General features: G+C 72.0%; 20 protein-coding genes and 2 tRNA genes. 7 read left to right on the top strand and 15 right to left on the bottom strand.

The features are described from left to right. Positions 1-78: 78 nt before the first annotated feature. Together ABTY15_RS36060 and folC are read right to left on the bottom strand one after the other, a co-directional pair. On the bottom strand, positions 79-429 hold the full coding sequence (locus ABTY15_RS36060; protein WP_350605275.1) for a DUF4233 domain-containing protein: 351 nt from the start codon (positions 427-429) through the stop codon (positions 79-81). A 1-nt stretch (position 430) separates the two neighbouring features. Then, the gene (gene folC / locus ABTY15_RS36055) at positions 431-1,822 is read right to left on the bottom strand and encodes a bifunctional tetrahydrofolate synthase/dihydrofolate synthase (RefSeq protein ID WP_350605274.1); all 1,392 of its coding nucleotides are present in this window, start codon (positions 1,820-1,822) and stop codon (positions 431-433) included. Between the two features lie 278 nt (positions 1,823-2,100). On the opposite strand from folC, the gene ABTY15_RS36050 reads away from it, so the two are divergent. Together ABTY15_RS36050 and wecB are read left to right on the top strand one after the other, a co-directional pair. Continuing rightward, positions 2,101-3,444, top strand: a complete 1,344-nt coding sequence (locus tag ABTY15_RS36050) for an XrtP-associated glycosyltransferase (protein WP_502893671.1) — start codon at positions 2,101-2,103, stop codon at positions 3,442-3,444. Between the two features lie 34 nt (positions 3,445-3,478). After that, a complete protein-coding gene (gene wecB / locus ABTY15_RS36045) occupies positions 3,479-4,630 on the top strand; it encodes a non-hydrolyzing UDP-N-acetylglucosamine 2-epimerase (RefSeq protein ID WP_350605270.1) in 1,152 nt (383 codons plus the stop codon). An 18-nt stretch (positions 4,631-4,648) separates the two neighbouring features. On the opposite strand, the gene ABTY15_RS36040 is transcribed toward wecB, so the two are convergent. Both ABTY15_RS36040 and ABTY15_RS36035 read right to left on the bottom strand, forming a co-directional pair. Next, positions 4,649-5,173 carry a hypothetical protein gene (locus ABTY15_RS36040; protein ID WP_350605269.1) on the bottom strand — a complete coding sequence of 175 codons (525 nt, stop codon included), beginning with the start codon at positions 5,171-5,173 and terminating at the stop codon, positions 4,649-4,651. Positions 5,174-5,448: 275 nt separating this feature from the next. Then, on the bottom strand, positions 5,449-8,088 hold the full coding sequence (locus ABTY15_RS36035; protein WP_350605268.1) for a valine--tRNA ligase: 2,640 nt from the start codon (positions 8,086-8,088) through the stop codon (positions 5,449-5,451). A gap of 190 nt (positions 8,089-8,278) precedes the next feature. Here ABTY15_RS36035 and ABTY15_RS36030 point away from each other — a divergent pair, with 190 nt between their 5' ends. Beyond that, on the top strand, positions 8,279-9,109 hold the full coding sequence (locus ABTY15_RS36030; protein WP_350605266.1) for a hypothetical protein: 831 nt from the start codon (positions 8,279-8,281) through the stop codon (positions 9,107-9,109). Positions 9,110-9,177: 68 nt separating this feature from the next. On the opposite strand, the gene clpX is transcribed toward ABTY15_RS36030, so the two are convergent. The 5 genes from clpX to ABTY15_RS36005 form a co-directional block, all read right to left on the bottom strand. Continuing rightward, positions 9,178-10,467 (bottom strand): ATP-dependent Clp protease ATP-binding subunit ClpX, encoded by a 1,290-nt coding sequence (clpX, locus tag ABTY15_RS36025; protein ID WP_350605264.1) that lies wholly within the window; start codon positions 10,465-10,467, stop codon positions 9,178-9,180. Between the two features lie 247 nt (positions 10,468-10,714). Beyond that, the gene (locus ABTY15_RS36020; RefSeq protein WP_350605262.1) at positions 10,715-11,377 is read right to left on the bottom strand and encodes an ATP-dependent Clp protease proteolytic subunit; all 663 of its coding nucleotides are present in this window, start codon (positions 11,375-11,377) and stop codon (positions 10,715-10,717) included. A 56-nt stretch (positions 11,378-11,433) separates the two neighbouring features. Next, positions 11,434-12,051, bottom strand: a complete 618-nt coding sequence (locus tag ABTY15_RS36015; protein ID WP_502893670.1) for an ATP-dependent Clp protease proteolytic subunit — start codon at positions 12,049-12,051, stop codon at positions 11,434-11,436. Positions 12,052-12,319: 268 nt separating this feature from the next. Next, positions 12,320-13,711 carry a trigger factor gene (gene tig, locus ABTY15_RS36010; RefSeq protein WP_350605260.1) on the bottom strand — a complete coding sequence of 464 codons (1,392 nt, stop codon included), beginning with the start codon at positions 13,709-13,711 and terminating at the stop codon, positions 12,320-12,322. Between the two features lie 296 nt (positions 13,712-14,007). After that, positions 14,008-14,081 (bottom strand) — tRNA-Pro (locus tag ABTY15_RS36005). Positions 14,082-14,237: 156 nt separating this feature from the next. Between ABTY15_RS36005 and ABTY15_RS36000 the strand changes: the two genes are divergently transcribed. Further along, positions 14,238-14,308, top strand: a tRNA-Gly gene (locus ABTY15_RS36000). 75 nt (positions 14,309-14,383) lie between these two features. Here the strand turns inward: ABTY15_RS36000 and ABTY15_RS35995 are convergent. Continuing rightward, positions 14,384-14,944 carry a DUF6197 family protein gene (locus tag ABTY15_RS35995; RefSeq protein WP_350605258.1) on the bottom strand — a complete coding sequence of 187 codons (561 nt, stop codon included), beginning with the start codon at positions 14,942-14,944 and terminating at the stop codon, positions 14,384-14,386. A gap of 219 nt (positions 14,945-15,163) precedes the next feature. Between ABTY15_RS35995 and ABTY15_RS35990 the strand changes: the two genes are divergently transcribed. Then, the gene (locus ABTY15_RS35990; RefSeq protein WP_350605256.1) at positions 15,164-15,955 is read left to right on the top strand and encodes a DUF6348 family protein; all 792 of its coding nucleotides are present in this window, start codon (positions 15,164-15,166) and stop codon (positions 15,953-15,955) included. 63 nt (positions 15,956-16,018) lie between these two features. Here the strand turns inward: ABTY15_RS35990 and ABTY15_RS35985 are convergent, their stop codons facing one another. From ABTY15_RS35985 to ABTY15_RS35970, 4 genes are all read right to left on the bottom strand, one after another. Further along, positions 16,019-16,216, bottom strand: coding sequence for a hypothetical protein (locus ABTY15_RS35985; protein ID WP_350605253.1), 198 nt, complete (start codon positions 16,214-16,216; stop codon positions 16,019-16,021). 479 nt (positions 16,217-16,695) lie between these two features. Beyond that, positions 16,696-17,838: a SpoIIE family protein phosphatase gene (locus ABTY15_RS35980; RefSeq protein WP_350605251.1), complete on the bottom strand. Its 1,143-nt coding sequence runs from the start codon at positions 17,836-17,838 to the stop codon at positions 16,696-16,698. 399 nt (positions 17,839-18,237) lie between these two features. Further along, positions 18,238-18,723, bottom strand: a complete 486-nt coding sequence (locus ABTY15_RS35975; RefSeq protein ID WP_350605249.1) for a ribose-5-phosphate isomerase — start codon at positions 18,721-18,723, stop codon at positions 18,238-18,240. Between the two features lie 57 nt (positions 18,724-18,780). Then, positions 18,781-19,380, bottom strand: a complete 600-nt coding sequence (locus tag ABTY15_RS35970) for a biotin transporter BioY (protein WP_350605247.1) — start codon at positions 19,378-19,380, stop codon at positions 18,781-18,783. Between the two features lie 278 nt (positions 19,381-19,658). On the opposite strand from ABTY15_RS35970, the gene ABTY15_RS35965 reads away from it, so the two are divergent. Continuing rightward, positions 19,659-21,074 (top strand): amino acid permease, encoded by a 1,416-nt coding sequence (locus ABTY15_RS35965; RefSeq protein ID WP_350605245.1) that lies wholly within the window; start codon positions 19,659-19,661, stop codon positions 21,072-21,074. 69 nt (positions 21,075-21,143) lie between these two features. Here ABTY15_RS35965 and ABTY15_RS35960 read toward each other — a convergent pair whose 3' ends face one another. Then, positions 21,144-21,776: a mycothiol-dependent nitroreductase Rv2466c family protein gene (locus ABTY15_RS35960; protein ID WP_350605244.1), complete on the bottom strand. Its 633-nt coding sequence runs from the start codon at positions 21,774-21,776 to the stop codon at positions 21,144-21,146. 227 nt (positions 21,777-22,003) lie between these two features. Between ABTY15_RS35960 and pepN the strand changes: the two genes are divergently transcribed. Beyond that, positions 22,004-24,568 carry an aminopeptidase N gene (gene pepN / locus ABTY15_RS35955; protein WP_350605242.1) on the top strand — a complete coding sequence of 855 codons (2,565 nt, stop codon included), beginning with the start codon at positions 22,004-22,006 and terminating at the stop codon, positions 24,566-24,568. Positions 24,569-24,653: the final 85 nt, after the last annotated feature.

Raw genomic sequence — 24,653 nt, 5'->3', positions numbered from 1 at the left:
CTCCTGGGGATTCGGTTCGGCATGCGGTAATGCGGCTGCTCAGAGGTTACCTCGCGTGAGCGGCCGCTCCGACCGGCCCTAAGCCTGCGCGGCCGCCGTCTGGGCCGCCGTGCGGGCGGCCTTGAAGGCGTCGACCTTGCGGCCGTAGTGCACCGAGCACCACCACAGGCCGGCGAAGACGACCCCGAGGGCGAACATCGTCGGCAGGATGAAGCCGCTGGCGATCAGGCCGATCTGCAGCGCCCAGCCGATCGCGACCGCGCCGGGGCGGTTGATCATGCCGCAGAGCGCGACGCAGAGCGCCATGGCGATGCCGCTGACGATCCACACGGTGGCCGTGGAGACGTCGGAGAGCTGCATCGCGACCAGCGCCGCGAACATGATCAGCAGCGCTTCGCCGATCAGCGTCGAGGAGCAGAGCGTCCTCATGTCACTTCCTCCCGAGCAGCAGGCGGGCCTCGCCCACCGTGATGACCGAACCGGTGACCAGCACCCCGGCGCCGCCGAGGTCGCCCTCCTCCTCGGCCAGGGTGACGGCGGCGGCGATCGCGTCGTCGAGCCGGGGCTCGACCTGGACGCGGTCCTCGCCGAAGATCTCGACGGCGAGCGCGGCCAGCTCGTCGACGTCCATCGCGCGGTGGGTGGAGTTCTGGGTGATCACGACCTCGGCGAGGACCGGCTCGAAGGCCTCCAGCAGGCCGGCCACGTCCTTGTCCCCGGAGGTGCCGATCACGCCGACCAGCCGGGTGAAGCCGAAGGCCTCGCCGATGGCGGCGACGGTGGCGCGGGCGCCGTGCGGGTTGTGCGCGGCGTCCAGGATGATCGTGGGGCTGCGGCGGACGACCTCCAGGCGGCCCGGCGAGGAGACGCCGGAGAAGCCCTGGCGGATCTTGTCGACGTCGAGCTGGCCGCCGCGGGCGCCGCCGACGCCGAAGAAGGCCTCGACCGCGGCCAGCGCCAGCGCCGCGTTGTGCGCCTGGTGCTCGCCGTGCAGCGGGATGAAGACGTCCTCGTACTCCTCGCCGCCGATCCCGCGCAGCGTCACCAGCTGGCCGCCGACGGCGACCTCACGGCGGATCACCCCGAACTCCATGCCCTCGCGGGCCACCGTGGCGTCCACCTCGACGGCGCGGCGCAGGATGCTCTGGGCGGCGTCCAGCGGCTGCTGGGCGACGACGGCGACGGCGCCGGTCTTGATGATGCCGGACTTCTCGACGGCGATCTCGCCGGTGGTCCCGCCGAGCTTGTCGGTGTGGTCGAGCCCGATCGGGGTGATCACGGCGACGGCGGCGTCGATGACGTTGGTGGCGTCCCAGGAGCCGCCCATACCGACCTCGACCACGGCGACGTCCACCGGGGTGTCGGCGAAGGCCGCGTAGGCCATGCCGGTGAGCACCTCGAAGAAGGACATCGGCACCGGCTGCTGGGCGTCGACCATCTGCACGTAGGGCTCGATGTCGCGGTAGACCTCGACGAAGCGCTCGGGGGTGATCGGGGCGCCGTCGAGGCTGATCCGCTCGGTGACGGTCTCCACGTGCGGGCTGGTGTAGCGGCCGGTGCGCAGCTCGAAGGTGTTGAGCAGCTGCTCGATCATCCGGGCGGTGGAGGTCTTGCCGTTGGTGCCGGTGATGTGGATGGAGGGGAAGGACCGCTGGGGCTGGCCCAGGATGTCCATCAGCGCCTCGATCCGGTCGAGCGAGGGCTCCAGCTTGTTCTCCGGCCAGCGCTTGGAGAGTTCCACCTCGACGTCGCGCAGGGCGTCGCCGGTGCCGCCGTCGGCGGGGCGGAGGGTGTACGGGTTCGGGTCGGCCTTGTCGCTCACGACCACAGTCTACGGAGCGTTGGCGGGCGGGTCTCACGGGGTGAGAACGACCACTTTGCCCTGACTTTCCAGTTTGCCGCCTTTACTATTGATTTAGCGATTTGAGCCGTAACGAAGCATCGATTCGCGCCCGACAGGAGCCGCCAGCCTTTGATCACGAGGAGAACCGCGCCATGCTCGACGCTCTGGGGTTAGCCGCCCTGCACGACTGGGCCGTGTTGCAACAGGAGGAGATCGTCTGGTTCTCCGGACTGGTCTCACTGGCACTGGTCGGCTACATGGCCTTCGTCTTCGGCCGTTTCCTCGTGTACTGGGCCGGCTCCCGGCACGCCTTCCGGCACAACCGGCCCGCCGACCCCGGCGACCCGGCCGCCTTCCGGTGGCACCTGGTCATCCCCTGCCGTGACGAGGAGGCGGTGGTCGTCCAGACCCTGGCCGGGCTGCGCGAGCGCGCTCCCGAGGCCCACCTGTGGGTGATCGACGACGACAGCGAGGACGCCACCCGCGAACTCGTCCTCGCGGCCGCGGCGCACGACCCGCGCGTCCACCTCGTCCAGCGCCGCCGCCCGCACGCCCGGATCGGCAAGGGCGCCGCGCTCAACGCCGCCTACCGGGAGATCTCCGCCTGGCTGCCCGAGGACACCGACCGCTCCCGCGTGGTGATCGGCGTCGTCGACGCCGACGGACAGCTCGACCCCGGCACCCTCGCCCAGGTCTGCGGCGACAAGGCGCTCGGCCGCCCCGACACCGGCGCCGTCCAGATCGGCGTGCGGATGCGCAACGCCGACGAGGAACGCCCGCTGCCGGACCGCGGCCGCGCCGCCAACGCCCTCGCCCGCGCGCTCGTCCGGATGCAGGACGTCGAGTTCCAGGCCAACAACGCCGGCATGCAGCTGCTGCGCCGCCGTACCGGCAGCGTCGGCCTCGGCGGCAACGGCCAGTTCGTCCGGCTCACCGCACTCGACACGCTGACCGCCGAGGAGGGCCGGGCCGGCCGCCCCTGGCCCGAGCGCGCGCTGCTGGAGGACTACGAGTCCGGCCTCGACCTGCGGCTGGCCGGCTGGCGGCTCACCCACGTCACCGAGGCCCAGGTCTCCCAGGAGGGCCTGGTCTCGCTGCGCCGCTTCCTCACCCAGCGCACCCGGTGGGCCCAGGGCAACATGCAGTGCCTGCGCTACACCGGCCGGGTGCTGCGCTCCCCGCACTACACCCCGGCCGGCAAGGCCGAGGTGCTGTACACCTTCCTCCAGCCCGTGGTCTGCGTGCTGCTGGTCCTGCTGACCCCGCTCTCGCTCGCGATCACCGGGGCCGGCCTGCTGCTCTTCCCCACCGAGACCGCCGAGTTCCAGCTCAGGTTCGGGCCGTACATGGTGCTCGCCTTCGCGATAGCCACGCTGCCGATGATCTTCTGGGGCCTCGCCTACCGCAGGCTCGTCCACCCCGACCGCCGCCGGCTCACCGGGCTGCTCTGGGGCGTCCTGGTCTGGCTCTACGCCTACCACCTGTTCGTGGTCGCCACCCGGGCCGCCGTCCGGATCCTGCTCGGCCGCAACGGCTGGGCCAAGACCCGGCGCAACGCCGAGCGGGTCACCGCCGGCGCCCCCACCGCCCTCGAATCCTGAGCCCCGCCGCCACCCCCGTTCCGGAGACCCCCGCATGAGCACCTGTCTGCCCCCCGCCAGCGTCGCCGTCGTCCTCGGCACCCGCCCCGAGCTGGTCAAGCTCGCCCCGCTGATCCACGAGCTCGGCCCGGCCGTCCGCCTGGTGCACACCGGCCAGCACTGGGACGAGGCGATGTCCGGCCGCTTCCTGCGCGACCTCGACCTGCCCCGGCCGGAGCTGCTGACCGGCGTCGGCGGCCGCCCCCGGGCCGGCCAGATCGCCCAGTCGCTCGGACAGCTGGACGCCGCCTTCGCCGAGGACCGGCCCGCCGCCGTGGTCGTCCAGGGCGACACCAACGCCACCCTGGCCGGCGCGCTGGCCGCCAACGCCCGCGGGATCCCGCTGGTGCACGTCGAGGCCGGGCTGCGCAGCTTCGACCGCGCGATGCCCGAGGAGCACAACCGGGTGATGGTCGACCACGTCTCCGACCTGCTGTGCGCCGCCACCGAGGACAACGTCGGCAACCTGCGCGCCGAGTCGCTGGACGAGCAGCGGATCGCGCTCACCGGCAACACCGTGGTCGAGGTGGTCCGCCGTCAGCTGCCGGACGAGGCCGCCCGCGCCGCGCTGCTCGCCGCGCACGGCCTCCCGGCGGACGGCTACGTGCTCGCCACCGTGCACCGCCCGGAGAACACCGACACCGCCGAGGCGCTCGGCGCCGTGCTGGCCGAGCTGGACCGGATCGCCCGGGCCGGCACCCCGGTGCTGTTCCCGATGCACCCGCGCACCCGGGCCGCCGTCGAACGCTTCGGGCTGGACGGCCTGCTGGCCCACCTCGCCGTCACCGGGCCGGTCGGCTACGGCGACTTCCTGGGCCTGGCGAGCCACGCCGCGCTGCTGGTCTCCGACTCGGGCGGGGTGCAGGAGGAGTGCACCGTGCTCGGCCGTCCGCTGCTGGTGGTGCGCCGCTCCACCGAGCGCCCGGAGGCGGTGGCCGCCGGTTTCGCGGCGCTGGTGCGGCCCGGCGAGGAGCTGGGCGGGCTCGCCCGCGCCTGGCTGGCCGACAGCCCGGAGCGGCTGGAGCGCCTCGCGGCGACCCCCAGCCCGTACGGCGACGGCCTGGCCTCGGCGCGGATCGCCGCGCTGACCGCCCGGATCGCCGAGCCGCTCCCCGCCGAGGCCGAGGCCGGACTGCTGGCGGCGTGAACGCCCCCTGAGGGGGCCTCAGGCCCCCGCCCGGGCCTCCGGGACGTGCGCCGCGCCGCCGTGCCGACGGCGCAACTCGGCTGTGATATCGGCCAGTTCGCCTTCGGGCAGCAGCGGCAGCATCATCGCGACGCCCTGCAACAGCCCGCCGAGCAGGAAGGTGGTGTCGGCCGTCGAGGCGACCAGGCCCCGCACCTGCGCGACCTCGCCCGCCGCGACCGCCTCGATCAGCCCGGCGGCGTCCGCGGTCTCCTCGTCCACCTCGACCGCACCGGTGTCCGCCGGGGCGCGCCGGGCCATCGCCCGCAGCACCCGGTCGCCGACCTCGGGGGCGTACGCCTTGCGGACGGCCTCGGCGGCGATCCAGGTGAGCAGGGTGGTCACTTCCCGTTCGGCGTTTTCCGCGAACAGCCGGTCCAGCTCGTAGTCGAACGCGAGCTGGTTTCCGTGCCGGAACGCCAGCAACAGGGTCGCCGCCCTGGCCTTGGCCTCCTCCACCGCGTCGGCAGGCAATTCCTCGGCCAGTTCCTCGGTCACCACCACGCCATGCCCTCCCAAGGGTCGTCGGTTCAGCAGACCGCTCAGCAGAAACTCAGAGCACACCGTACACATCCGACCTGCAAACTTCCGCGAACCCGCGCGGGCAAGACCGGAATGAATTCGGGCGGAATAGGACCTCACCCGATCCAGGATGAATATTCGCCGGAAGGGAGCAATGGCGCTGGGCTATTAGGCGTAGCGAAAGAGCCCCCCCGGGTAAGCCGAAAGGCCGCACCCCGCGCGAAGCGGGGTGCGGCCTTTCGCCGCTACCGGGGTGCTCAGCCCTGCGGCAGCGCCGCGAGCTGGGCGGTGATCCGGGCGATGTCGGCCTCGGCGGCCTCCTGACGGCCCCGGATCTTGGCGACCACGTCGTCCGGCGCCTTGGCGAGGAACGCCTCGTTGCCGAGCTTGGCGGTGGTCTGGGTCTTCTCCTTCTCGGCGGCCGCGAGGTCCTTGGCGAGGCGCTTGCGCTCCGCCGCGACGTCGATGGTGCCGGAGAGGTCCAGCGAGACGGTGGCGCCGGCCACCGGCAGCGAGGCACTGGCCGCGAAGCCCTCCCCGGGAGCCGTCAGCCACAGCAGCGAGCGGATCGCGTCCTCGTGCGCGACCAGCGCGGTGCCGGCCAGCTCCAGGGCGGCCGGGACGCGCTGGCGGTCCTGGAGGCCCTGGTCGATGCGGAACCGGCGGACCTCGGTGACCACCTGCTGCACCGTGGCGACCTCGGCCTCGGCCGCGGCGTCGCGGAAGCCGCTGTCCTTCGGCCACTCGGCGACGACCAGCGACTCGGCGCCGGTGAGCCGGGTCCACAGGGTCTCGGTGACGAACGGGACGACCGGGTGCAGCAGCCGCAGGGTGACGTCCAGGACCTCGCCGAGGACCCGGCGGGAGGCGTCGGCCTGCGCGCCGCCCTTGGCCAGGGTGGTCTTGGAGAGCTCGACGTACCAGTCGAAGACCTCGTCCCAGGCGAAGTGGAACAGCGCGTCCGAGACCTTGGCGAACTCGTACCCGTCGTACAGCGCGTCCGCCTCGGCGACGGTGGCGTTCAGCCGGGACAGGATCCAGCGGTCGGCCGCCGTCAGCTCCTCCGGCGCGGGCAGCGGGCCCTCGACGGTGGCGCCGTTCATCAGCGCGAAGCGGGTCGCGTTCCAGATCTTGTTGCAGAAGTTCCGCGAGCCCTTGACCCAGTCCTCGCCGATCGGCACGTCGGCACCCGGGTTGGCACCGCGGGCCAGGGTGAAGCGGACGGCGTCGGCACCGTAGGCGTCCATCCAGTCCAGCGGGTCCACGGCGGTGCCGGAGGACTTCGACATCTTCTTGCCGAACTCGTCCCGGACCAGACCGGTCAGCGCGACGGTCTTGAACGGCGCCTCGCCGTCCATCGCGTACAGGCCGAACATCATCATCCGGGCGACCCAGAAGAAGATGATGTCGTGGCCGGTGAGCAGGACGTCGGTCGGGTAGAACTTCGCCAGGTCGGCGGTCTTCTCCGGCCAGCCGAGCGTGGAGAACGGCCACAGGCCGGAGGAGAACCAGGTGTCCAGGACGTCCGGGTCCTGGTGCCAGCCCTCGCCGCTCGGCGGCTGCTCGTCCGGTCCGACACAGACGACCTCGCCGTCCGGGCCGTACCAGACCGGGATCCGGTGGCCCCACCACAGCTGGCGCGAGATGCACCAGTCGTACATGTTGTCGACCCAGTCGAAGTACCGGCGCTCCAGCTCCTTCGGGTGGATCTCCACCTTGCCGTCGCGCACGGCGTCGCCCGCGGCCTTGGCCAGCGGCTCGACCTTGACCCACCACTGGAGGGACAGCCGCGGCTCGACCACGGTGTGGCAGCGCGAGCAGTGACCGACCGCGTGCATGTACGGCCGCTTCTCGGCGACGATCCGGCCCTGCTCGCGCAGCGCGCCGACGACGGCCGAGCGGGCCTCCATCCGGTCCAGGCCGAGGAACGGGCCGTGCACGGTGATCACACCGCGCTCGTCCATGACGTTCAGGTTCGGCAGGTTGTGGCGCTGGCCGATGGCGAAGTCGTTGGGGTCGTGCGCCGGGGTCACCTTGACCGCGCCGGTGCCGAACTCCGGGTCGACGTGCTCGTCGGCGACGACCGGGATCTCCCGGTCGGTCAGCGGCAGCTTGATGGTCCGGCCGACCAGGTGCTTGTACCGCTCGTCCTCCGGGTGGACGGCCACGGCGGTGTCGCCCAGCATCGTCTCGGCCCGGGTGGTGGCGACGATGATCGAGTCCTCGCCCTCGCCGTAGCGGATCGAGACCAGCTCGCCGGGGACCTCCTCGTGCTCCACCTCGATGTCGGACAGCGCGGTGAGGCAGCGCGGGCACCAGTTGATGATGCGCTCGGCGCGGTAGATCAGGCCGTCGTCGAAGAGCCGCTTGAAGATGGTCTGGACGGCCTGCGAGAGGCCCTCGTCCATGGTGAAGCGCTCGCGCGACCAGTCCACGCCGTCGCCGAGGCGGCGCATCTGGCCGAGGATCCGGCCGCCGTAGTTCTCCTTCCACTCCCAGACCTTCTCGACGAAGGCCTCGCGGCCCAGGTCGTGGCGGGAGAGGCCGGACTCGGCGAGCTGCTGCTCCACCTTGTTCTGGGTGGCGATGCCGGCGTGGTCCATGCCGGGCAGCCAGAGCGTCTCGAAGCCCTGCATGCGCTTGCGGCGGGTCAGCGCGTCCATCAGCGTGTGCTGGAAGGCGTGGCCCAGGTGCAGCGCGCCGGTGACGTTCGGCGGCGGGATGACGATGGTGTACGGCGGCTTGTCGCTCTTCGCGTCGGCGGTGAAGTAACCACGCTCCACCCAGCGCTCGTACAGCTCGCCCTCTACGTCCGCGGGGGTGTAGGTCGTCGGGAGGGTGGCTGCGTCGTCCCCGGCAGTGGTGCTCGCGGGGCGCTGGTTCGTCGTGTCGGTCACGACGCACAGTTTACGTAACCGCGGGCGCTGGTTACGAACCGCTTTCGGTCCGCGGACTCCGCGTGCCCGGGCGGGCCCCGACCGGACGCCGTGCGGTACCGTGCCCGGACACTCGTCCGGTTCTCCGGACGGACACGGAACAACTCCACACCACGACAGGCCGCGGGTGCGGCGGGGGAGCACAGGACTGATGTACGGCCAGGGCCAGCAGTATCCGCAGGGGCAGCCGCAGCCTTACGGGGGACAGCCCCCCTACGGTGCCCCACAGCCGCAGCCGCCCTACGGCGCGCCGCAGCCCCAGTACGGCTACCCGCCGCAGGGCGGTCAGCCGTACGGCGCCCCGCAGCAGCCCTACGGCGTGCCGCCGCAGGCCCCGTACGGCCAGCCGGGCTACCCGGCGCCGCCGCAGAAGGGCAAGACCGGGCTGGTCGTCGGCCTGGTGATCGGCGCGCTGGTGCTGGGCGGCGGCGGCTTCGCCGCGTGGAAGTTCCTCGGCGGCAGCGACAAGGGCGGCCAGTACAAGCTCACCGCGCCGCAGACGCTGCCGGACGGCTACGTGCAGAAGACCGCCAAGGAGGAGGCCGTCGACGCGGCCAAGAACCCCGACAGCGCCAAGGTCGGCAGCAACCTCAGTGCCCTGGTGGCCAGTTACACCAAGGGCTCGGACCCGCTGGACAGCATCTCGGTGATCGGCGTCTACGGGGACCTCAACGACCCGGCGAAGAACATCGAGGACTCCAAGACCGGCGGCACCAGCCTCACCTGGACCACCCCGCTGACCGACTTCCCGGCGCAGGACAGCCACAACTCCGGCGCCAAGCTCTCCTGCGGCGTGTACAGCCTGCTCGCCGGCAAGGCCTCGTCCACGGTCTGCATCTGGGCCGACCGGTCGACCTACGGCCGGGTGACGTTCACCAAGAGCAGCCTCACCGGTGGCGGCAGCGGCGGCGCCCCGCTCACCCCGGCCCAGGCCGCCGACAAGGCCCGGGCGATCCGCGACGCGATGACCGTCGCCAAGTAGCCCACCGGAACACGGAAAAGGGCCCCGCACCGGTCGGTGCGGGGCCCTTCGCCGTCACGGCTGCCGGGTCAGGCGCTCTTCTCGCGCCGCTCGCGCTTGATCATGTCGCGCGGGACCAGGGTGGGGATGGCGTGCTTGGAGACCACGTCCCCGGTGACCACCACGCGGGCGACGTCCTGGCGCGAGGGCACCTCGTACATCACGGACATCAGCACCTCCTCCATGATGGCCCGCAGCCCGCGCGCGCCGGTGCCGCGCAGGATCGCCTGGTCGGCGATCGCCTCCAGCGCGTCCCGGGTGAACTCCAGCTCGACCCCGTCGAGTTCGAAGAGCTTGCGGTACTGCTTGACCAGCGCGTTCTTCGGCTCGGTGAGGATCTGGAGCAGGGCCTCGCGGTCCAGGTTGTGCACGCTGGTGATCACCGGCAGACGGCCGATGAACTCGGGGATCATGCCGAACTTCACCAGGTCCTCGGGCATCACCTGACGGAAGTGGTCGCTGGCGTCCGACTCCCGCTTGGAGCGGATGTTGGCGCCGAAGCCGATGCCCTTGGCACCCGCGCGGCCCTCGATGATCCGCTCCAGGCCGGCGAACGCACCGCCGACGATGAACAGCACGTTGGTGGTGTCGATCTGGATGAACTCCTGGTGCGGGTGCTTGCGGCCCCCCTGCGGCGGCACCGAGGCGGTGGTGCCCTCCAGGATCTTCAGCAGCGCCTGCTGCACACCCTCGCCGGAGACGTCCCGGGTGATCGACGGGTTCTCGCTCTTGCGGGCGACCTTGTCGATCTCGTCGATGTAGATGATCCCGGTCTCGGCCTTCTTGACGTCGTAGTCGGCCGCCTGGATCAGCTTGAGCAGGATGTTCTCGACGTCCTCGCCGACGTACCCGGCCTCGGTCAGCGCAGTGGCGTCCGCGATCGCGAACGGCACGTTCAGCATCCGGGCCAGGGTCTGCGCCAGCAGGGTCTTACCGGAGCCGGTGGGGCCCAGCAGCAGGATGTTCGACTTGGCCAGCTCGATGGCGTCCTCGCGGCCGTTGCCACCGCTGCGGCCCGCCTCGCCGGCCTGGACCCGCTTGTAGTGGTTGTACACCGCGACCGAGAGCGCCTTCTTGGCGAGGTCCTGGCCGACCACGTACTGGTCCAGGAACTCGTAGATCTCGCGCGGCTTCGGCAGTTCCTCGAAGCGCACCTCGGAGGTCTCGGCGAGCTCCTCCTCGATGATCTCGTTGCACAGGTCGATGCACTCGTCGCAGATGTACACGCCTGGGCCGGCGATCAGCTTCTTCACCTGCTTCTGCGACTTGCCGCAGAACGAGCACTTGAGCAGGTCGCCACCGTCTCCGATGCGTGCCACGAGGTGCTTCCCCTTCGCCAGGGGCCCCGCAGGGGTTCCGGGGCCTGGTGCTGTGGACCGTCAACGCCGACGGCGATCGGTCTCGCTATCCGACGGTACTCTGCCGTGCCCCTGATTCCGTCCTCTTCGCCGGGTCTGCCCTACGCCCTGGGCGAATTGATACCGAACAGATGCCGTTGCGGTGGCCGCCGATGAGCCGGGGCGGGACGCGCAACCGGGTGCGCGCCCCGCCCCTGCGGTGCCGACCTCAGGAGGTCAGCGAGGTCTTGCGGGTGGAGATGATCTGGTCGATCAGGCCGTACTCCAGGGCCTCCTCGGCGGTGAGGATCTTGTCGCGCTCGATGTCGTCGCGCACCTGCTCCACCGCCTTGTTGGAGTGCTTGGAGAGCATCTCCTCCAGCTGCTCGCGCATCCGGAAGATCTCCTTGGCCTGGATCTCCAGGTCGGACACCTGACCGCGGCCGGTCTCGGTGTACGGCTGGTGGATCAGGATACGGGCGTTCGGCAGCGCCATCCGCTTGCCGGGGGTGCCGGCGGCGAGCAGCACGGCCGCGGCGGAGGCCGCCTGGCCCATGCAGACCGTGGTGATGTCCGGCTTCACGTACTGCATGGTGTCGTAGATGGCCGTCAGGGCCGTGAACGAGCCGCCGGGCGAGTTGATGTACATCTGGATCTCGCGGTCCGGGTCCATCGACTCCAGGCACAGCAGCTGCGCCATGATGTCGTTCGCCGAGACGTCGTCGACCTGCGAGCCGAGGAAGATGATGCGCTCCTCGAACAGCTTGGCGTACGGGTCGTACTCGCGGATGCCCTGCGTGGTGCGCTCGACGAAGCGCGGGACGATGTAGCGGCCCTCGGCGCGCATGTCCTCGACGCGGGCCTGGGCGGCCGACAGGCTGGGGATGTTCATGGGGGTTCTAGTCCTCCGGGGCGTTGTGGCTGTGGTCTCGTGGGCCGGGCCGAGGCTCAGGCGCCCGTGCCGCCGCCGCCGGGGACGTCCGCGGCGCTGTGCATGATCGCGTCGATCAGGCCGTACTCCAGGGCCTCCTCCGGCGTGAACCAGCGGTCCCGGTCGGAGTCCGCGGTGATCTGCTCGAAGGACTGGCCGCTGTGGAAGGCGATCAGCTCGGACATCCGCTTCTTGGTGCGCAGCAGCTGCTCGGCCTGGATGCGGATGTCGGTGGCCGAGCCGCCGAGGCCGGCGGACGGCTGGTGCATCAGGATGTTGGCGTTCGGCAGCGAGAACCGCTTGCCCTTGGCGCCGGCGGTCAGCAGGAACTGGCCCATCGAGGCGGCCATGCCCATCGCGATGGTGACGACGTCGTTCTTGATGTACTGCATGGTGTCGTAGATCGCCATGCCCGCGGAGATCGAGCCGCCCGGGGAGTTGATGTAGAGGAAGATGTCCTTTTCCGGGTCCGCGGCCAGCAGCAGCAGCTGCGCGGTGATCTTGTTCGCGATGTCGTCGTCGACCTGCTGGCCGAGGAAGATGATCCGCTCGTTGAGCAGCCGGTTGTAGACCTGGTCGCCCAGGCCGCCGAGCACGTCACCAGAGGCGGCGTGCGGCGCCATCGGGCCAGGCATCTGCATCTGCGGGAACGTCACTTAGCCACCTGCTCAGTCGATTTGGACGGTCGCTCCACGGCCGTCGCGGTGTCGCACAGCTTCCGGGTATCACGTCGTGATTGTTGCTGTCCAAGGACCCTAACGCGCAGGCCGGGCCGCAGAATCCCTCACGCAGAACTGTTCGCTGTGAGCGCAGGGTCGCGTACTCCTGCGGGTGGGACGACAGCGGGCCCGGACACCGTACGGCGTCCGGGCCCGCTCTGTGCCTCAGGGGCTACCGGGGCGCTCAGGCCTCGGTGGTCTCCTCGGCGGAGGTCTCCTCGGCGGAGGCCTCGACGGTCTCGCCCGTCTCGTCCTCGTCGTCGAAGTTGATCTCGTTGCCCTCGGTGTCGACGACCTTGGCGGCCTCGACCACGGTGGCCAGCGCCTTGCCGCGGGCGACCTCGCCGACCAGCAGCGGCACCTGGCCACCCTGGACGACCTGCTGGGCGAACTGGTCCGGGGTGAGGCCCGAGCCGGCGGCGCGGCGGATGAGGTGCTCGGTGAGCTCCTCCTGGTTAACACCCAGCTCCTCGTCGGCGACGATCTGGTCCAGGACGAACTGGGTCTTGATGCCCTTCTTCGCCTGCTCCTCGATCTCCGCGTCCCACTCCTCGCGGGACTTGCCCTGGGTCTCCAGGTAGGTGTCCAGGGTCAGGCCCATGGGCTCCAGCTGGTGGTGCTCCAGGTTGTGCTTGCGGGTCTGGATCTCGTCCGCGAGCAGCTTCTCCGGGAACTCGATCTCGACCAGGCCGAGCAGCGCGTCCAGCACCTTCTCCTGGGCCTGGGTGGCCTGGTCGTACTCCTTCATGCGCTCGAGGCGCTTGCGGGAGTCGGCGCGCAGGTCCTCCAGGGTGTCGAACTCGCTGGCCAGCTGGGCGAACTCGTCGTCCAGCTCGGGCAGCTCCTTCTCCTGGACGGCGGTGACGGTGACGGTGACCTCGGAGGTCTTGCCCGCCTGGGTGCCACCCTTGAGCTCGGTGTCGAAGGTCGCGGTGCCACCGGCCTCCAGGCCGGTCACGGCCTCGTCGATGCCGTCGATCAGGCGGCCCGAGCCGATCTCGTAGCTGACGCCGTTGGCGGTGCCGTCCTCCGGCACCTCGCCGTCGACCTTGGCGACCAGGTCCACGACGACGATGTCGCCGGCGGCCGCGGCGCGCTCGACGTCCTTGACCGAGGAGAAGCGCTCGCGCAGCTGCTCCAGGGACTTCTCGACGTCCTCGTCGGAGACGACGATCGGGTCGACGGTCACCTCGATGGAGGCGAAGTCGGGCAGGGTGATCTCCGGGCGGATGTCCACCTCGGCGGTGAACTTCAGGTCACCGCCGTCGGCGATCTTCTCGACACCCTCGATGTTGGTGATGTCGGGCTGGCCGAGGACCTCGATCTTGCCCTCGTCGACGGCCTGCGTGTAGAAGCGCGGCAGGGCGTCGTTGACGGCCTCCTCCAGCACGGCGCCACGGCCGAAACGCTGGTCGATGACGCGAGCCGGGATCTTGCCCTTGCGGAAGCCCGGAACCGTGACCTGCTGGTTGATCTTCTTGTACGCCGCGTCGAGGCTGGGCTTGAGCTCCTCGAAGGGCACCTCGACGGTGAGTCGAACCCGGGTCGGGTTCAGAGTCTCGACGGCGCTCTTCACGGTTAGGTCTCCTATGGGCTTGCGGTCAGGTTGTCTCCGCCGTCCCCTTACCGCCGGCCGAAACCGGTACGGGCGGGTCGGGCGAGACGGGCGATGGGCGGTTGGAGCTGCATCTCCCGTGGGGGTGGACGGTGAGCGTGACTCCTCGCCCTCGTGCGGTTGACCTGGGTTGAAGCCGCAGGGACTACCGCCAGCGCCCCATCCTACCGGTACCACGAAAGGCGGACGCCAGACGCCGCCGTCGCGCCCGAACAGAACAGGGCCCCGCCCTGGTGTGGCGAGACCCTGCCGCACTGTCGGGGTGACCGGATTCGAACCGACGGCCTTCCGCTCCCAAAGCGGACGCGCTACCAAACTGCGCCACACCCCGTGGTGCCGAGAGGAAGCGTACACGCCGGGCCCTGGCGGCTCGCCGACATATTCCGGGCACCCGGAAGAGGTGTGCGGGAAATGCGGTGTGCGCGGGAGCGACCGGACCAGGTACGCTGTTCCCCGAACTTCCGGTCGGCAACGCCCGGGGGATCGCGCGGGCGTAGCTCAATGGTAGAGCCCTAGTCTTCCAAACTAGTCACGCGAGTTCGATTCTCGTCGCCCGCTCTCCGGCCCGGCCCCGGTGCGTCTTCCGCACCGGGGCCGTCGGCGTTCCCGGGGCCGTTCGTCGACCCAGGAGGGTCAGAGCCCCAGCCGCAGGGCGCGCGCGGCGGCCCGGTCCAGCAGCAGGTGGACGTCGCCCTCCCGGGTGCCCGGGCGGTCGTTGTACTCGTCCGGGGAGCGCGCCGGGCGGCCGGTCGCGTGCAGCACCTCCATCAGCTGCACCCGGGCGGTGCGGACGGTGGCCGAGGTGCCGTAGCCGTGCGCGAGGACGGCCGCCTGCGCGCCGAGCAGGCAGACCCGGCCGCGGGCGTCCCACAGCGCGCCCTGCAACCAGCCGAAGGCGCCGATGTAGCGGGAGGCCAGCCGCAGGTGGTCGGCGGCGCTGACCGGCACCGGGCGGGGCGGGCGGCGCAGCGCCCGGTCGAGCAGGGTGGCCCGGGGCACCGGGTGGCCGGCGTACCAGGGGCGCGGGGTGCTGCCGTACGGGCAGACGTACGGCACCGGGGTGCGGGCGGGGGCGGGCAGCGAGGCGAGGTAGGCCTCGATCTCGGCGACCAGGCCGGAGCCGTCCGGGCGGGCCGGCAGCGGCGGAGGGGCCGTCAGGAAGGGCGGAGCGGGCGTCAGGTCGGCGCGGGGCATGCGGGTTCTCCAGGCGGGCGGCGCGGCTCACCTCCGGCACGCGGGCCGGGGGGAGGGTTCACGCTCCCCAAAATGGTGCATATGGGGCATTTCCGCGACCGGAGCGGTGCGCGCGTCGCCCGGTTTCCCGGTCGGGCGCCGGGCCGATAGCCTCGGCGGCGTTCGAGCGCAGTTCGAGCGCGTCCGCCCGGGTCGCGCTCCCGAGGTGGAGGAGTCCCGGTGCGTCCGCAGGAGCGACTGGCCGTCATACAGCGCTGTGTGGTCGGGGAGATGGCGCGCCTCGGGCAGGAGTTCAGCGTGGACGGCGAGGTGGTGCGCGGCCCGGGCACCACGGCGGTGGCCGTGCGGGAGCACCCCGGGAGCGAGGGCGGCGGGCACGTCGACCTCGGGTTCGTGCTGCACCTGGGCCGGGCCGACGCACCGGTGGTGTGGGACTGCGCGGCCGGGCTCGGCAAGACCGAGGAGGAGAAGCTCGCCAACGCGGTGCGGATGTGGGCGACCACCACCGCCTCGGTGCTGGTCGAGCTGACGGACGGGCGCGGCGTGTACGCCGACCACGCGGACCACCCCGAACTCCCGGGCTGGCACGCGGTTCAGGGCCCCGCGGCGGTGTTCGGCTTCGGCAACGAACACCTGGCCGGCTGGCTCGCCGAGAACCGGGTGCTGCCGGCGCTCGCGCCCGCGCTGCGGCCGGAGCTGGCCGGGCCGGGGCCGGTCGGGGTGAAGCTCTTCCTGGGCGGGAAGGCGGGGGACGACGTCGCCGAAGTCCGGGTGGGCGGCGAGGTGTCGGAGGCGGCCTCGGCGGCGCTGCGCGCGCTGGACTGGCCACGGGGTGAACGGCTGTGCTGGGCGCGGCTGTTCGTGCTGCTGACGGCCGAGCCGCCGGCCCGGCCCGCGGCCGCGCCGGCGGGTGCCGTGGCACCCGCACCGATGCGCCTGCCGGCCCCGGCGGCGGCCCGCCCCCGGGGACTGTTCGCTCGCTGGCGAGAGGCCAGACGGGCCGGGCGCTGATCTCGCCCGCTCGCCTCCGAAGCACTTCGGGGCGGGAAGGCGATCGCGGACGGCCCGGCCGGATCAGCCGCCGGTGATGTTGGAGATGCTGTGCGCGAGGTTCGCCAGCAGGGAGTTGATCGAGCCCGCGACCGTGGTCTCGTGCAGCATGAAGCCGAACAGGGCGGCGATGATGCCGTGGGCGATCTTCATCTGCTTGTTGCGGATGAAGATGATGCACAGGATCGCGAACAGGACCAGCGCGGAGACGGAGAGTGCCACCCGGACTCACTTCCTCGTTTCATAGCGTGGTGCCACCGCCCGGCGGCACCTGCGAAGCCGGACCCCGGCCTGTCCGACGGTCCCGAGGCGGAATCGCGGACCGTCCGGCACACCGCCGGTGAAGGAGCCCCCGTCGGCCGAACGATGTCTGCCGTGCCGCACGTGACGCCCCCTATCCCCCGAATCCTGAACAGTCCCGCCCGGACTCAGTGTGGTCGACCGTGCCGATTGCGTAAAGGTCTGACAGTCAGCCCAACGCCGATATCCTGGGATGCGAGACGAGTTTCCGCCGTCCGAGACGATAGCCGGTCGGTCCTGACGAATCGTCGGCGGGGCGGCGCTGAGCGGCCGGAAAACGGCAAGGCGCGGATAGCGGAAGCGGCAGGTCCGGTCAGCTGACGGGCCGCCCGATTTGGCCGAAGATCAGCTCCCAGGCTTGACAGCGACTGCCTCCGGCATGTGCCGGGGCACGACGCCGCTCAGTCGCGCCAGAGCAGCAGGACGGCGCGGTCGTCGTTGATGTCCCGGGCCACCGTCTCGATCAGCGCGGCCGCCGCACCGACCCCCGCGGCCGGACCGCTGCCGGGGACCAGCCGGTCCGCCTCCCCCATCAGCCGGTCCATGCCCTCGGCCAGGTCCCGGCCGGGCGCCTCCACCATGCCGTCGGTGCAGAGCATCAGCACGTCGCCCCGGTTCAGCCGGCCGCGCACGCCCTCGAACTTGGCGCCGTCGTAGATCCCGAGCAGCGGGCCCTCGGTGGTCTCCTTGATCTCCCAGCGCCCGGCGCCCGCCAGCCGCTGCATGCCCGGCAGGTGCCCGGCGGAGAGCAGTTCGTACTCGCCGGTGTCCAGGTCCAGCACCAGGTGGACGGCGGTCGCGAAGCCCTCCTCCCAGGACTGGCGCAGCAGGTAGCCGTTGGCGGCGGGCAGGAAGTCGTGCGCGGGCAGCGAGCCGAGCAGGCCGCCGAAGGCGCCGGACAGCAGCAGCGCCCGGGAGCCGGCGTCCATCCCCTTGCCGGAGACGTCCGCGAGGACCACCTCCAGCAGCCGCTGGCCGGGGCCGGTCCGGGCGGCGACCACGAAGTCCCCGGAGAAGGACTGCCCGCCGGCCGGGCGCAGCGCCATGTCCGCGTGCCAGCCGTCCGGCAGCGCCGGGACCCGGCTCTGCACCCGCAGCCGCTCGCGCAGGTCGAACAGCATCGTGGAACCGCCCCACCAGGGCACGCCGACCCGGGCCCGGAACTGGGCCAGCAGCAGGCCGCCGACCCCGGCGGCGCCGACCACCAGGGCCGCGCCGGGGGTGACGCCGTAGGTGTAGGCGTCCGGGTTCTCGCTGGCCACCCGCTGGCCGGTGTGGATCACCGACTCGGCGGAGAGGCCGAGCGCGGCCAGCGCGTACAGCACCACCAGGCTGCCGGGGCGCAGCAGCAGCGCACCGGCCAGGATCGGCAGGACCAGGGCGGTGGGCGGGGCCCAGGCGGGGATCCAGATGTTGAGCAGGATCAGCATCGGGACGAGCAGGGCGAGCGCGCAGAGCACCGGCCAGTCGGCGGCGCCGCCGCGGAAGTAGTCGACACCGGCCGTGCGCAGCCTTCGGCGGACCCGGCGGAGCCTCTTGCGCAACCGGGCCGTCACGGGCTCGGACGCCGGGGCGGCGCCGGGCCTCGTCGCAGTCGTCTGGGGCGGTGCGCCCGGCGGTCTGCCAGCCATGGGGCCCGACCCTATCCACGGGTGGCGCCCGGCGTCGACGGGCCGGACGGCGGCGGTCGCGCCCTGGCGCGAGCCCGTCAGCCGGTTTCGGCCGATCGACGGGGTGGCGGGCACGGCGTCAGGAGGCGTGCGCCGGTTGGGCGTACGGCTCCCGGCGGCGGCGCACGCGCCCCGCGCGCACCGGCCGTCCCGCGCCGAGGGGTTGTGGCCGATGCCACAGGGGGTGGGCGGGCCCGGACCGGGGCGGGCACGGCGACGGCCGGCCGCGTGGTGGGTGCGGCCGGCCGTCGGAGGAGGGTGGGGGGAGGCGGATCAGCCCTGCGGGTGGTGGGCCGGGATCGGCGGGAGCTCGCCGGTGGTCTCGTACTCGCTCAGCATCTCGATCCGGCGGGTGTGCCGGGCCTCGCCGCTGTAGGGGGTGTTGAGGAAGATCTCGACGAACTTCGTGGCCTCCTCCAGCGTGTGCATGCGGCCGCCGACCGAGATCACGTTGGCGTTGTTGTGCTCGCGGCCGAGCGAGGCGGTCTGCTCGCTCCAGGCCAGTGCGGCCCGCACGCCCTTCACCTTGTTGGCGGCGATCGCCTCGCCGTTGCCCGAGCCGCCGATGACGACGCCCAGCGCCTCCGGGTCGGCGGCGGTGCGCTCGGCGGCGCGCAGGCAGAACGGCGGGTAGTCGTCCTCGGCGTCGTAGATGTGCGGCCCGCAGTCGACCGGCTCGTGGCCGGCCTCCTTGAGCCACTCCACGAGGTGGTTCTTCAGTTCGTATCCGGCATGGTCGGAGCCCAGGTACACGCGCATGACCATGAGTGTGGCATGCGTGCGGGCCCGGGCTCCGCAGGAGGGGTCCTCCGGCCGTCAGCGCTTGCCGGCGAGCCGCCAGGCCAGCGGGAGGGCGCCGGCGGCGAGGGCCGCCTTCAGGGCGTCGCCGACCAGGTAGGGGTAGAGGCCGAGCTCGGCGGCCCGGGCGAGCGACACGTGCAGCGAGAGGGCCAGGTACGGGACGCCGACCGCGTAGATGGCGAGGCTGCCGAGCGCCATGGTGACGGCGGTGTTGACCGGGGTGCGGTCGGCGCCGCGGCGGGCCAGCGCGCCGGTCAGGGCGGCGGCGAGGACGAAGCCGAGCACGTAGCCGAGGGAGGGCATGGCCCAGCCGGAGGCGCCGGCTGCGAACCAGGGCAGGCCGGCCATGCCGGCCAGCAGGTAGAGGCCGAGCGAGGCGACGCCCCGGCGGGCGCCGAGCGCGGTGCCGACCAGCAGGGCGGCGAAGGTCTGGCCGGTGACCGGCACGGGCGAGCCGGGGACGTTCACCGACAGCTGGGCGGCCACGCCGGTCAGGGCGGCGCCGCCGACCACCAGGGCCAGGTCGCGGGCCTGGGCGCCGAGTCGGGTGGTCGCGGCGGGCAGCAGGTCGGCGAGGACGGCGCGGCGCGCTATCGGGGTGGTGGCAGTGGCCATCGGGGGCTCCTCCAGGGGGCGCTCAGGTGAGTGAACACCTGTGAACCTACGTGGTGATCCACTTCGCCGCCGCCATGGTTTCGGACAAAGCCCCGCGGTCGACCGTTGTCGGATCCGGCCCATCCCGGCCCAAACCAACGCAGCGTCACCACGTGATGACCGTACGCGCCCGCCCGGTCCGGATGGTGGGCCCAGGCGTTGGGCCGTTGGCATGAACAGCTTGATCGCCGGATATTGGACAACTCATGCCGCATTCCGCACAGTCTGGACCCACCTCTATGGCCCCCACCTCCGCGCCCCCGGCGCCCGGGACCACCGACGCCCCCGCCGCGTCGGCCTCCGGCGAGCAGCTCTCCCACGGGCTCAAGCAGCGCCACCTGTCGATGATCGCGCTCGGCGGCGTCATCGGCGCCGGCCTCTTCGTCGGCTCCGGCGCGGGCATCGCGGCCGCCGGCCCCGCGATCATCCTGGCGTTCACCCTCTCCGGCTTGCTGGTCATGCTGATCATGCGGATGCTCGGCGAGATGTCCGCCGCCCGCCCCGCCTCCGGCTCCTTCTCGGTCCACGCCGAGAAGGAGGTCGGCCCCTGGGCCGGGATCACGGCCGGCTGGATGTACTGGGTGATGCTCTGCTGCGGCGTCGCCGCCGAGGCCACCGCCGCCGGGAAGATCGTCAACGGCTGGGTCCCCGGCGTCTCCGCCTGGGTCTGGGTCGGCCTGTTCATGGTCTTCTTCTGCGCCAGCAACCTCACCGCCGTGAAGAACTTCGGCGAGTTCGAGTTCTGGTTCGCCACCATCAAGGTCGCCGCGATCATCGCCTTCCTGGTCCTCGGCGTGCTCGGCGTCACCGGGGTGCTCGGCCCCGGCGCCCCCGGCACCGACAACCTCACCGGCCAGGGCGGCTTCCTGCCCACCGGCGTCAGCGGACTGATCGTCGGCCTGCTCGCCTCGGTCTTCGCCTACGGCGGCCTGGAGACCGTGACCATCGCCGCCGCCGAGTCCGACGACCCGAAGAAGAACGTCGCCAACGCGGTGCGCACCGCGGTGTGGCGGATCGCGATCTTCTACATCGGCTCGATGGCGCTGGTCGTCACCCTGGTCTCCTGGAAGGACCCGGCGGTCGTCGCCGACGGCCCGTACGTCACCGTGCTGCGCCACCTCGGCGTGCCCGGCGCGGGGGCGATCATGGAGGCGGTGGTGCTGATCGCACTGCTGTCCGCGATGAACGCCAACATCTACGGCGCCTCCCGGATGGCGTACTCGCTGGTCGGCCGCGGGCAGGGCCCCAAGGCGCTGGCCAAGGTCGGCGGCGGGGTGCCCCGCCGGGCCGTGCTGGCCTCCTGCCTGTTCGGCTTCGGCGCGGTGCTGGCGGGCAAGTTCTGGCCGGACACCGTGTTCACCTGGCTGATGAACACCACCGGCGTGGCGATCCTGGTGGTCTGGCTGTTCATCTGCATCGTCCAGCTGAGGATGCGCCGCCGGCTGGAGCGCGAGGCGCCCGAACTGCTCACCGTGAAGATGTGGGGCTACCCGTACCTGACCTGGGTCGCGATGGCCGCCGTGGTGGGCATCCTCGCCCTGATGACCACCACCGAGGGCAACCGGGAGCAGCTGTACGCGGCCGGGGTGCTGGTCGCCCTGCTGGCCGGCGCCGGGCTGGCCAAGCAGCGCCGGGACGCCGCCGCCGGCCGCTGAGACCGGCGGGCACGCAGGACGCACGAGGGGCCCGGTACCGCCGCGCGGTACCGGGCCCCCCGCCGTCCGCTACTCGAAGGACGGGCCCGCCGTGCGGGTCCGCTTGATCTCGTAGAAGCCCGGGGTGGAGGCCACCAGCAGGGTGCCGTCCCAGAGCCGGGCCGCCGCCTCGCCCTTGGGGGCCGGGGTGACGACCGGGCCGAAGAAGGCGACCCGCTCGCCGTCCGCGCCCTCCACCGCGATCACCGGGGTGCCGACGTCCTCGCCGACCAGCGTGATGCCCTCCTTGTGCGAGGCGCGCAGGGCCTCGTCGTACGCGTCGGTGTCGGCGGCGCCGGCCAGCTCGACCGGCAGCCCGGCGGCCGCCAGCGCGGCCTCGACGGTCTCCCGGTTCTGCGGCAGGCCCTGGTTGTGGAAACGCAGGCCGAGCTCGGTGTAGAGCCGGCCGAGCACCTCGTCGCCGTGCTGCTGGGCGGCCGCGATGCAGACCCGGACCGCGCCCCAGGCGTTGTCCAGCAGCTCGCGGTAGTTCTGCGGCAGGTCCCGGTGCTCGTTGAGCACCGACAGGCTCATCACGTGCCAGTTGACGTCGACCGGGCGCAGCTGCTGGACCTCGATCAGCCAGCGGGACGTCATCCAGGCCCACGGGCAGGCCGGGTCGAACCAGAAGTCGGCGGTCTTGCGCTCAGCGGCAGATGTCACTGCTGTCGTCCTTCGTGAGGTGGTGCGCGGCAGGGAGGTGTTCCGCCCCCTGAGCCCCCAACACCCGCCCGGCGCCGCTGATTCCGGACCGGGCGCACCGGCCTGTGCAATGGTACCGGCGCACGGCGGCGTGAAAGGATGCCCCTGCGAGGCACGGGACCAGCGCGCCTCACCACCGCAGCAGCCACAGCCGCACCACCGTGCGAGTCGGACAAAGGAGTACCGCCGTGCCGGGCAAGAACCTGAGCCGCGACGAAGCCCAGCAGCGGGCCAGCATCCTGGCCGTGGACGGTTACCGGGTCCGGCTGGACGTGACCTCGGCCCCCGACCCGGCCGCCGCGACCTTCCGCTCCACCACCACGGTCGCCTTCCGCTGCACCGAGCCCGGCGCCGCGACCTTCCTCGACCTGCTGGCCACCGCCGTCCGCTCGGTCACCCTGAACGGCCGCGCCCTCGACCCGGCCACCGCCTTCGACGGCGTCCGGGTGCACGTCGACGGCCTCGCCGCCGAGAACGTCCTGGAGATCGAGGCGGACTGCGCCTACAGCCGCACCGGCGAGGGCCTGCACCGCTTCACCGACCCGGCGGACGGCGAGACCTACCTCTACACCCACTACGAACCGGCCGACGCCCGCCGGGTGTTCGCGACCTTCGAACAGCCCGACCTGAAGGCGCCGTTCACCTTCACGGTGACCGCCCCGGCCGCCTGGGACGTCTGGTCCAACGGCGCCGTGGAGACCGTCACCGCCGAAGACGGCGCCCGCACCTGGGAGTTCACGACGACCCGGCGGATCTCCAGCTACCTGACCGCCGTCGCCGCCGGCCCGTACCACGTCGCCCGCGACCACTACAGCCGCGAGCTCGCCGACGGCACCACCCTGGAGATCCCGCTCTCCGCGCTGTGCCGCCAGTCCCTCGCGCCGTACTTCGACGCGGACGAGATCCTCGGCGTCACCAAGCTCGGGCTCGACTTCTTCCACGAGACCTTCGACTACCCGTACCCCTTCGGCAAGTACGACCAGGTCTTCGTCCCCGAGTACAACATCGGCGCCATGGAGAACCCCGGCTGCGTCACCTTCAAGGAGGAGTTCGTCTTCCGCTCGAAGGTCACCGACGCCGCCTACGAGGCCCGCGCCAACGTCATCCTGCACGAGATGGCGCACATGTGGTTCGGCGACCTGGTCACCATGCGCTGGTGGGACGACCTGTGGCTGAAGGAGTCCTTCGCCGACTTCATGGGCTCCTACGGCCTGATCGGCGCCCGCACCCGGTACAGCTCCGCCTGGGTCACCTTCGCCAACCAGCGCAAGGCCTGGGCCTACCGGCAGGACCAGTTCCCCACCACCCACCCGATCACCGCCGACATCCGGGACCTCGAGGACGCCAAGCTCAACTTCGACGGCATCACCTACGCCAAGGGCGCCGCCGTCCTCAAGCAGCTGGTGGCGTACGCCGGTTCGGAGGCCTTCTTCGAGGGCGCCCGCCGCTACTTCAAGCGGCACGCCTTCGGCAACACCGAACTCGGCGACCTGCTGGACATCCTGGAGGAGACCAGCGGCCGAGACCTCAAGAGCTGGGCCGCCGCCTGGCTGCAGACCGCCGGGGTCAACGCGCTCACCCCGCAGCTCACGGTGGACGCCGAGGGCCGGATCACCGAGCTGGCCGTGCTCCAGGACGGCGACGTGCTGCGCCCGCACCGGATCGCGGTCGGCCTCTACGACCGGGACGCCGACGGCGCCCTGATGCGCACCGGCCGGATCGAGCTCGACGTCACCGGCGCCCGCACCGTCGTCACCGAGGCCGCCGGCCGCCCCCGCCCCGCGCTGGTGCTGCTCAACGACGACGACCTCACCTACTGCAAGATCCGCTTCGACGCCGAGTCCCTGGAGACCCTGCGGGCCGGCCTCGGCGACATCGGGGACGACCTGGCCCGGGCCCTCGCCTGGTCCGCCGTCTGGAACCTCACCCGGGACGGCCTGATGCCGGCCCGCGACTACGTCGCCCTGGTGCTGCGCTTCGCCGGCCAGGAGGGCAACATCGGCGTGCTGCAATCGCTGCACTCCCAGGCCAAGACCGCCGTCGACCAGTACGCCGACCCCCAGTGGCGCGCCGAGGGCGAGCGGCAGCTGGCCGACGGCGCCCTGCGCGAGCTGCGCGAGGCCGTCCCCGGCAGCGACCACCAGCTGGCCTGGGCCCGCTTCCTCGCCCAGACCGCCGGCGGCGCCGAGCACCTCGGCCTGGTCCGCGGCCTGCTGGCCGGCAGCGCCCGGATCGACGGCCTGGAGGTCGACCAGGAGCTCCGCTGGTCGCTCTGGCTGGCCCTGGCCGCCGCCGGTCAGGCCGGCGACGAGGAGCTGGCCGCCGAGCTCGCCGCCGACAACACCGCCAGCGGCAAGCGCCAGTACACCCAGTGCCTGGCCGCCCGGCCCACCCCGGAGGCCAAGGCCGCCGCCTGGTCGGCCGTCGTCGACTCCGACGAGCTGCCCAACGCCCTGGTCGAGGCCAACATCGCGGGCTTCGCGCTGCCCTCCCACCGCGACCTGACCGCGCTCTACGCCGCGCCGTACTTCAAGCTGCTGGAGCGGGTCTGGGCCGAGCGGACCATCGAGATCGCGATGCGGATCGTCGGCGGGTTCTTCCCGAGCGCCCAGATCAGCGCGCAGACCCTGGCCGAGGCGGACGCCTGGCTGGACGGCCACCCGCTGGCCGCGCCGGCGCTGCGCCGCCTGGTGCTGGAGCGCCGCGACGACCTGGCCCGCGCCCTGCGGGCGCAGGCCTGCGACCGGGCCTGACGCCCGACCCGAGGGGGCCCGCCGTGCGTGCTTGACTCCTGGTACTCAACACTGAGCTCGGTAGTCGCGATCGTAACCCCTGTTC

Source organism: Kitasatospora sp. NPDC097643, assembly GCF_040302625.1.
Taxonomy (GTDB): domain Bacteria; phylum Actinomycetota; class Actinomycetes; order Streptomycetales; family Streptomycetaceae; genus Kitasatospora.
The sequence above is the reverse complement of the archived record's forward strand: the minus strand, read 5'-3'. Positions and strand labels throughout refer to the sequence as shown.

Excerpts from the sequence above, each read along its gene's own strand:
- ABTY15_RS36060 (WP_350605275.1), bottom strand. The coding sequence starts at position 429 with ATGAGGACGCTCTGCTCCTCGACGCTGATCGGCGAAGCGCTGCTGATC.
- ABTY15_RS36050 (WP_502893671.1), top strand. The coding sequence starts at position 2,101 with ATGGCCTTCGTCTTCGGCCGTTTCCTCGTGTACTGGGCCGGCTCCCGG.
- wecB (WP_350605270.1), top strand. The coding sequence starts at position 3,479 with ATGAGCACCTGTCTGCCCCCCGCCAGCGTCGCCGTCGTCCTCGGCACC.
- ABTY15_RS36030 (WP_350605266.1), top strand. The coding sequence starts at position 8,279 with ATGTACGGCCAGGGCCAGCAGTATCCGCAGGGGCAGCCGCAGCCTTAC.
- ABTY15_RS36020 (WP_350605262.1), bottom strand. The coding sequence starts at position 11,377 with ATGAACATCCCCAGCCTGTCGGCCGCCCAGGCCCGCGTCGAGGACATG.
- ABTY15_RS36015 (WP_502893670.1), bottom strand. The coding sequence starts at position 12,051 with ATGCCTGGCCCGATGGCGCCGCACGCCGCCTCTGGTGACGTGCTCGGC.
- ABTY15_RS35995 (WP_350605258.1), bottom strand. The coding sequence starts at position 14,944 with ATGCCCCGCGCCGACCTGACGCCCGCTCCGCCCTTCCTGACGGCCCCT.
- ABTY15_RS35975 (WP_350605249.1), bottom strand. The coding sequence starts at position 18,723 with ATGCGCGTGTACCTGGGCTCCGACCATGCCGGATACGAACTGAAGAAC.
- ABTY15_RS35970 (WP_350605247.1), bottom strand. The coding sequence starts at position 19,380 with ATGGCCACTGCCACCACCCCGATAGCGCGCCGCGCCGTCCTCGCCGAC.
- ABTY15_RS35965 (WP_350605245.1), top strand. The coding sequence starts at position 19,659 with ATGGCCCCCACCTCCGCGCCCCCGGCGCCCGGGACCACCGACGCCCCC.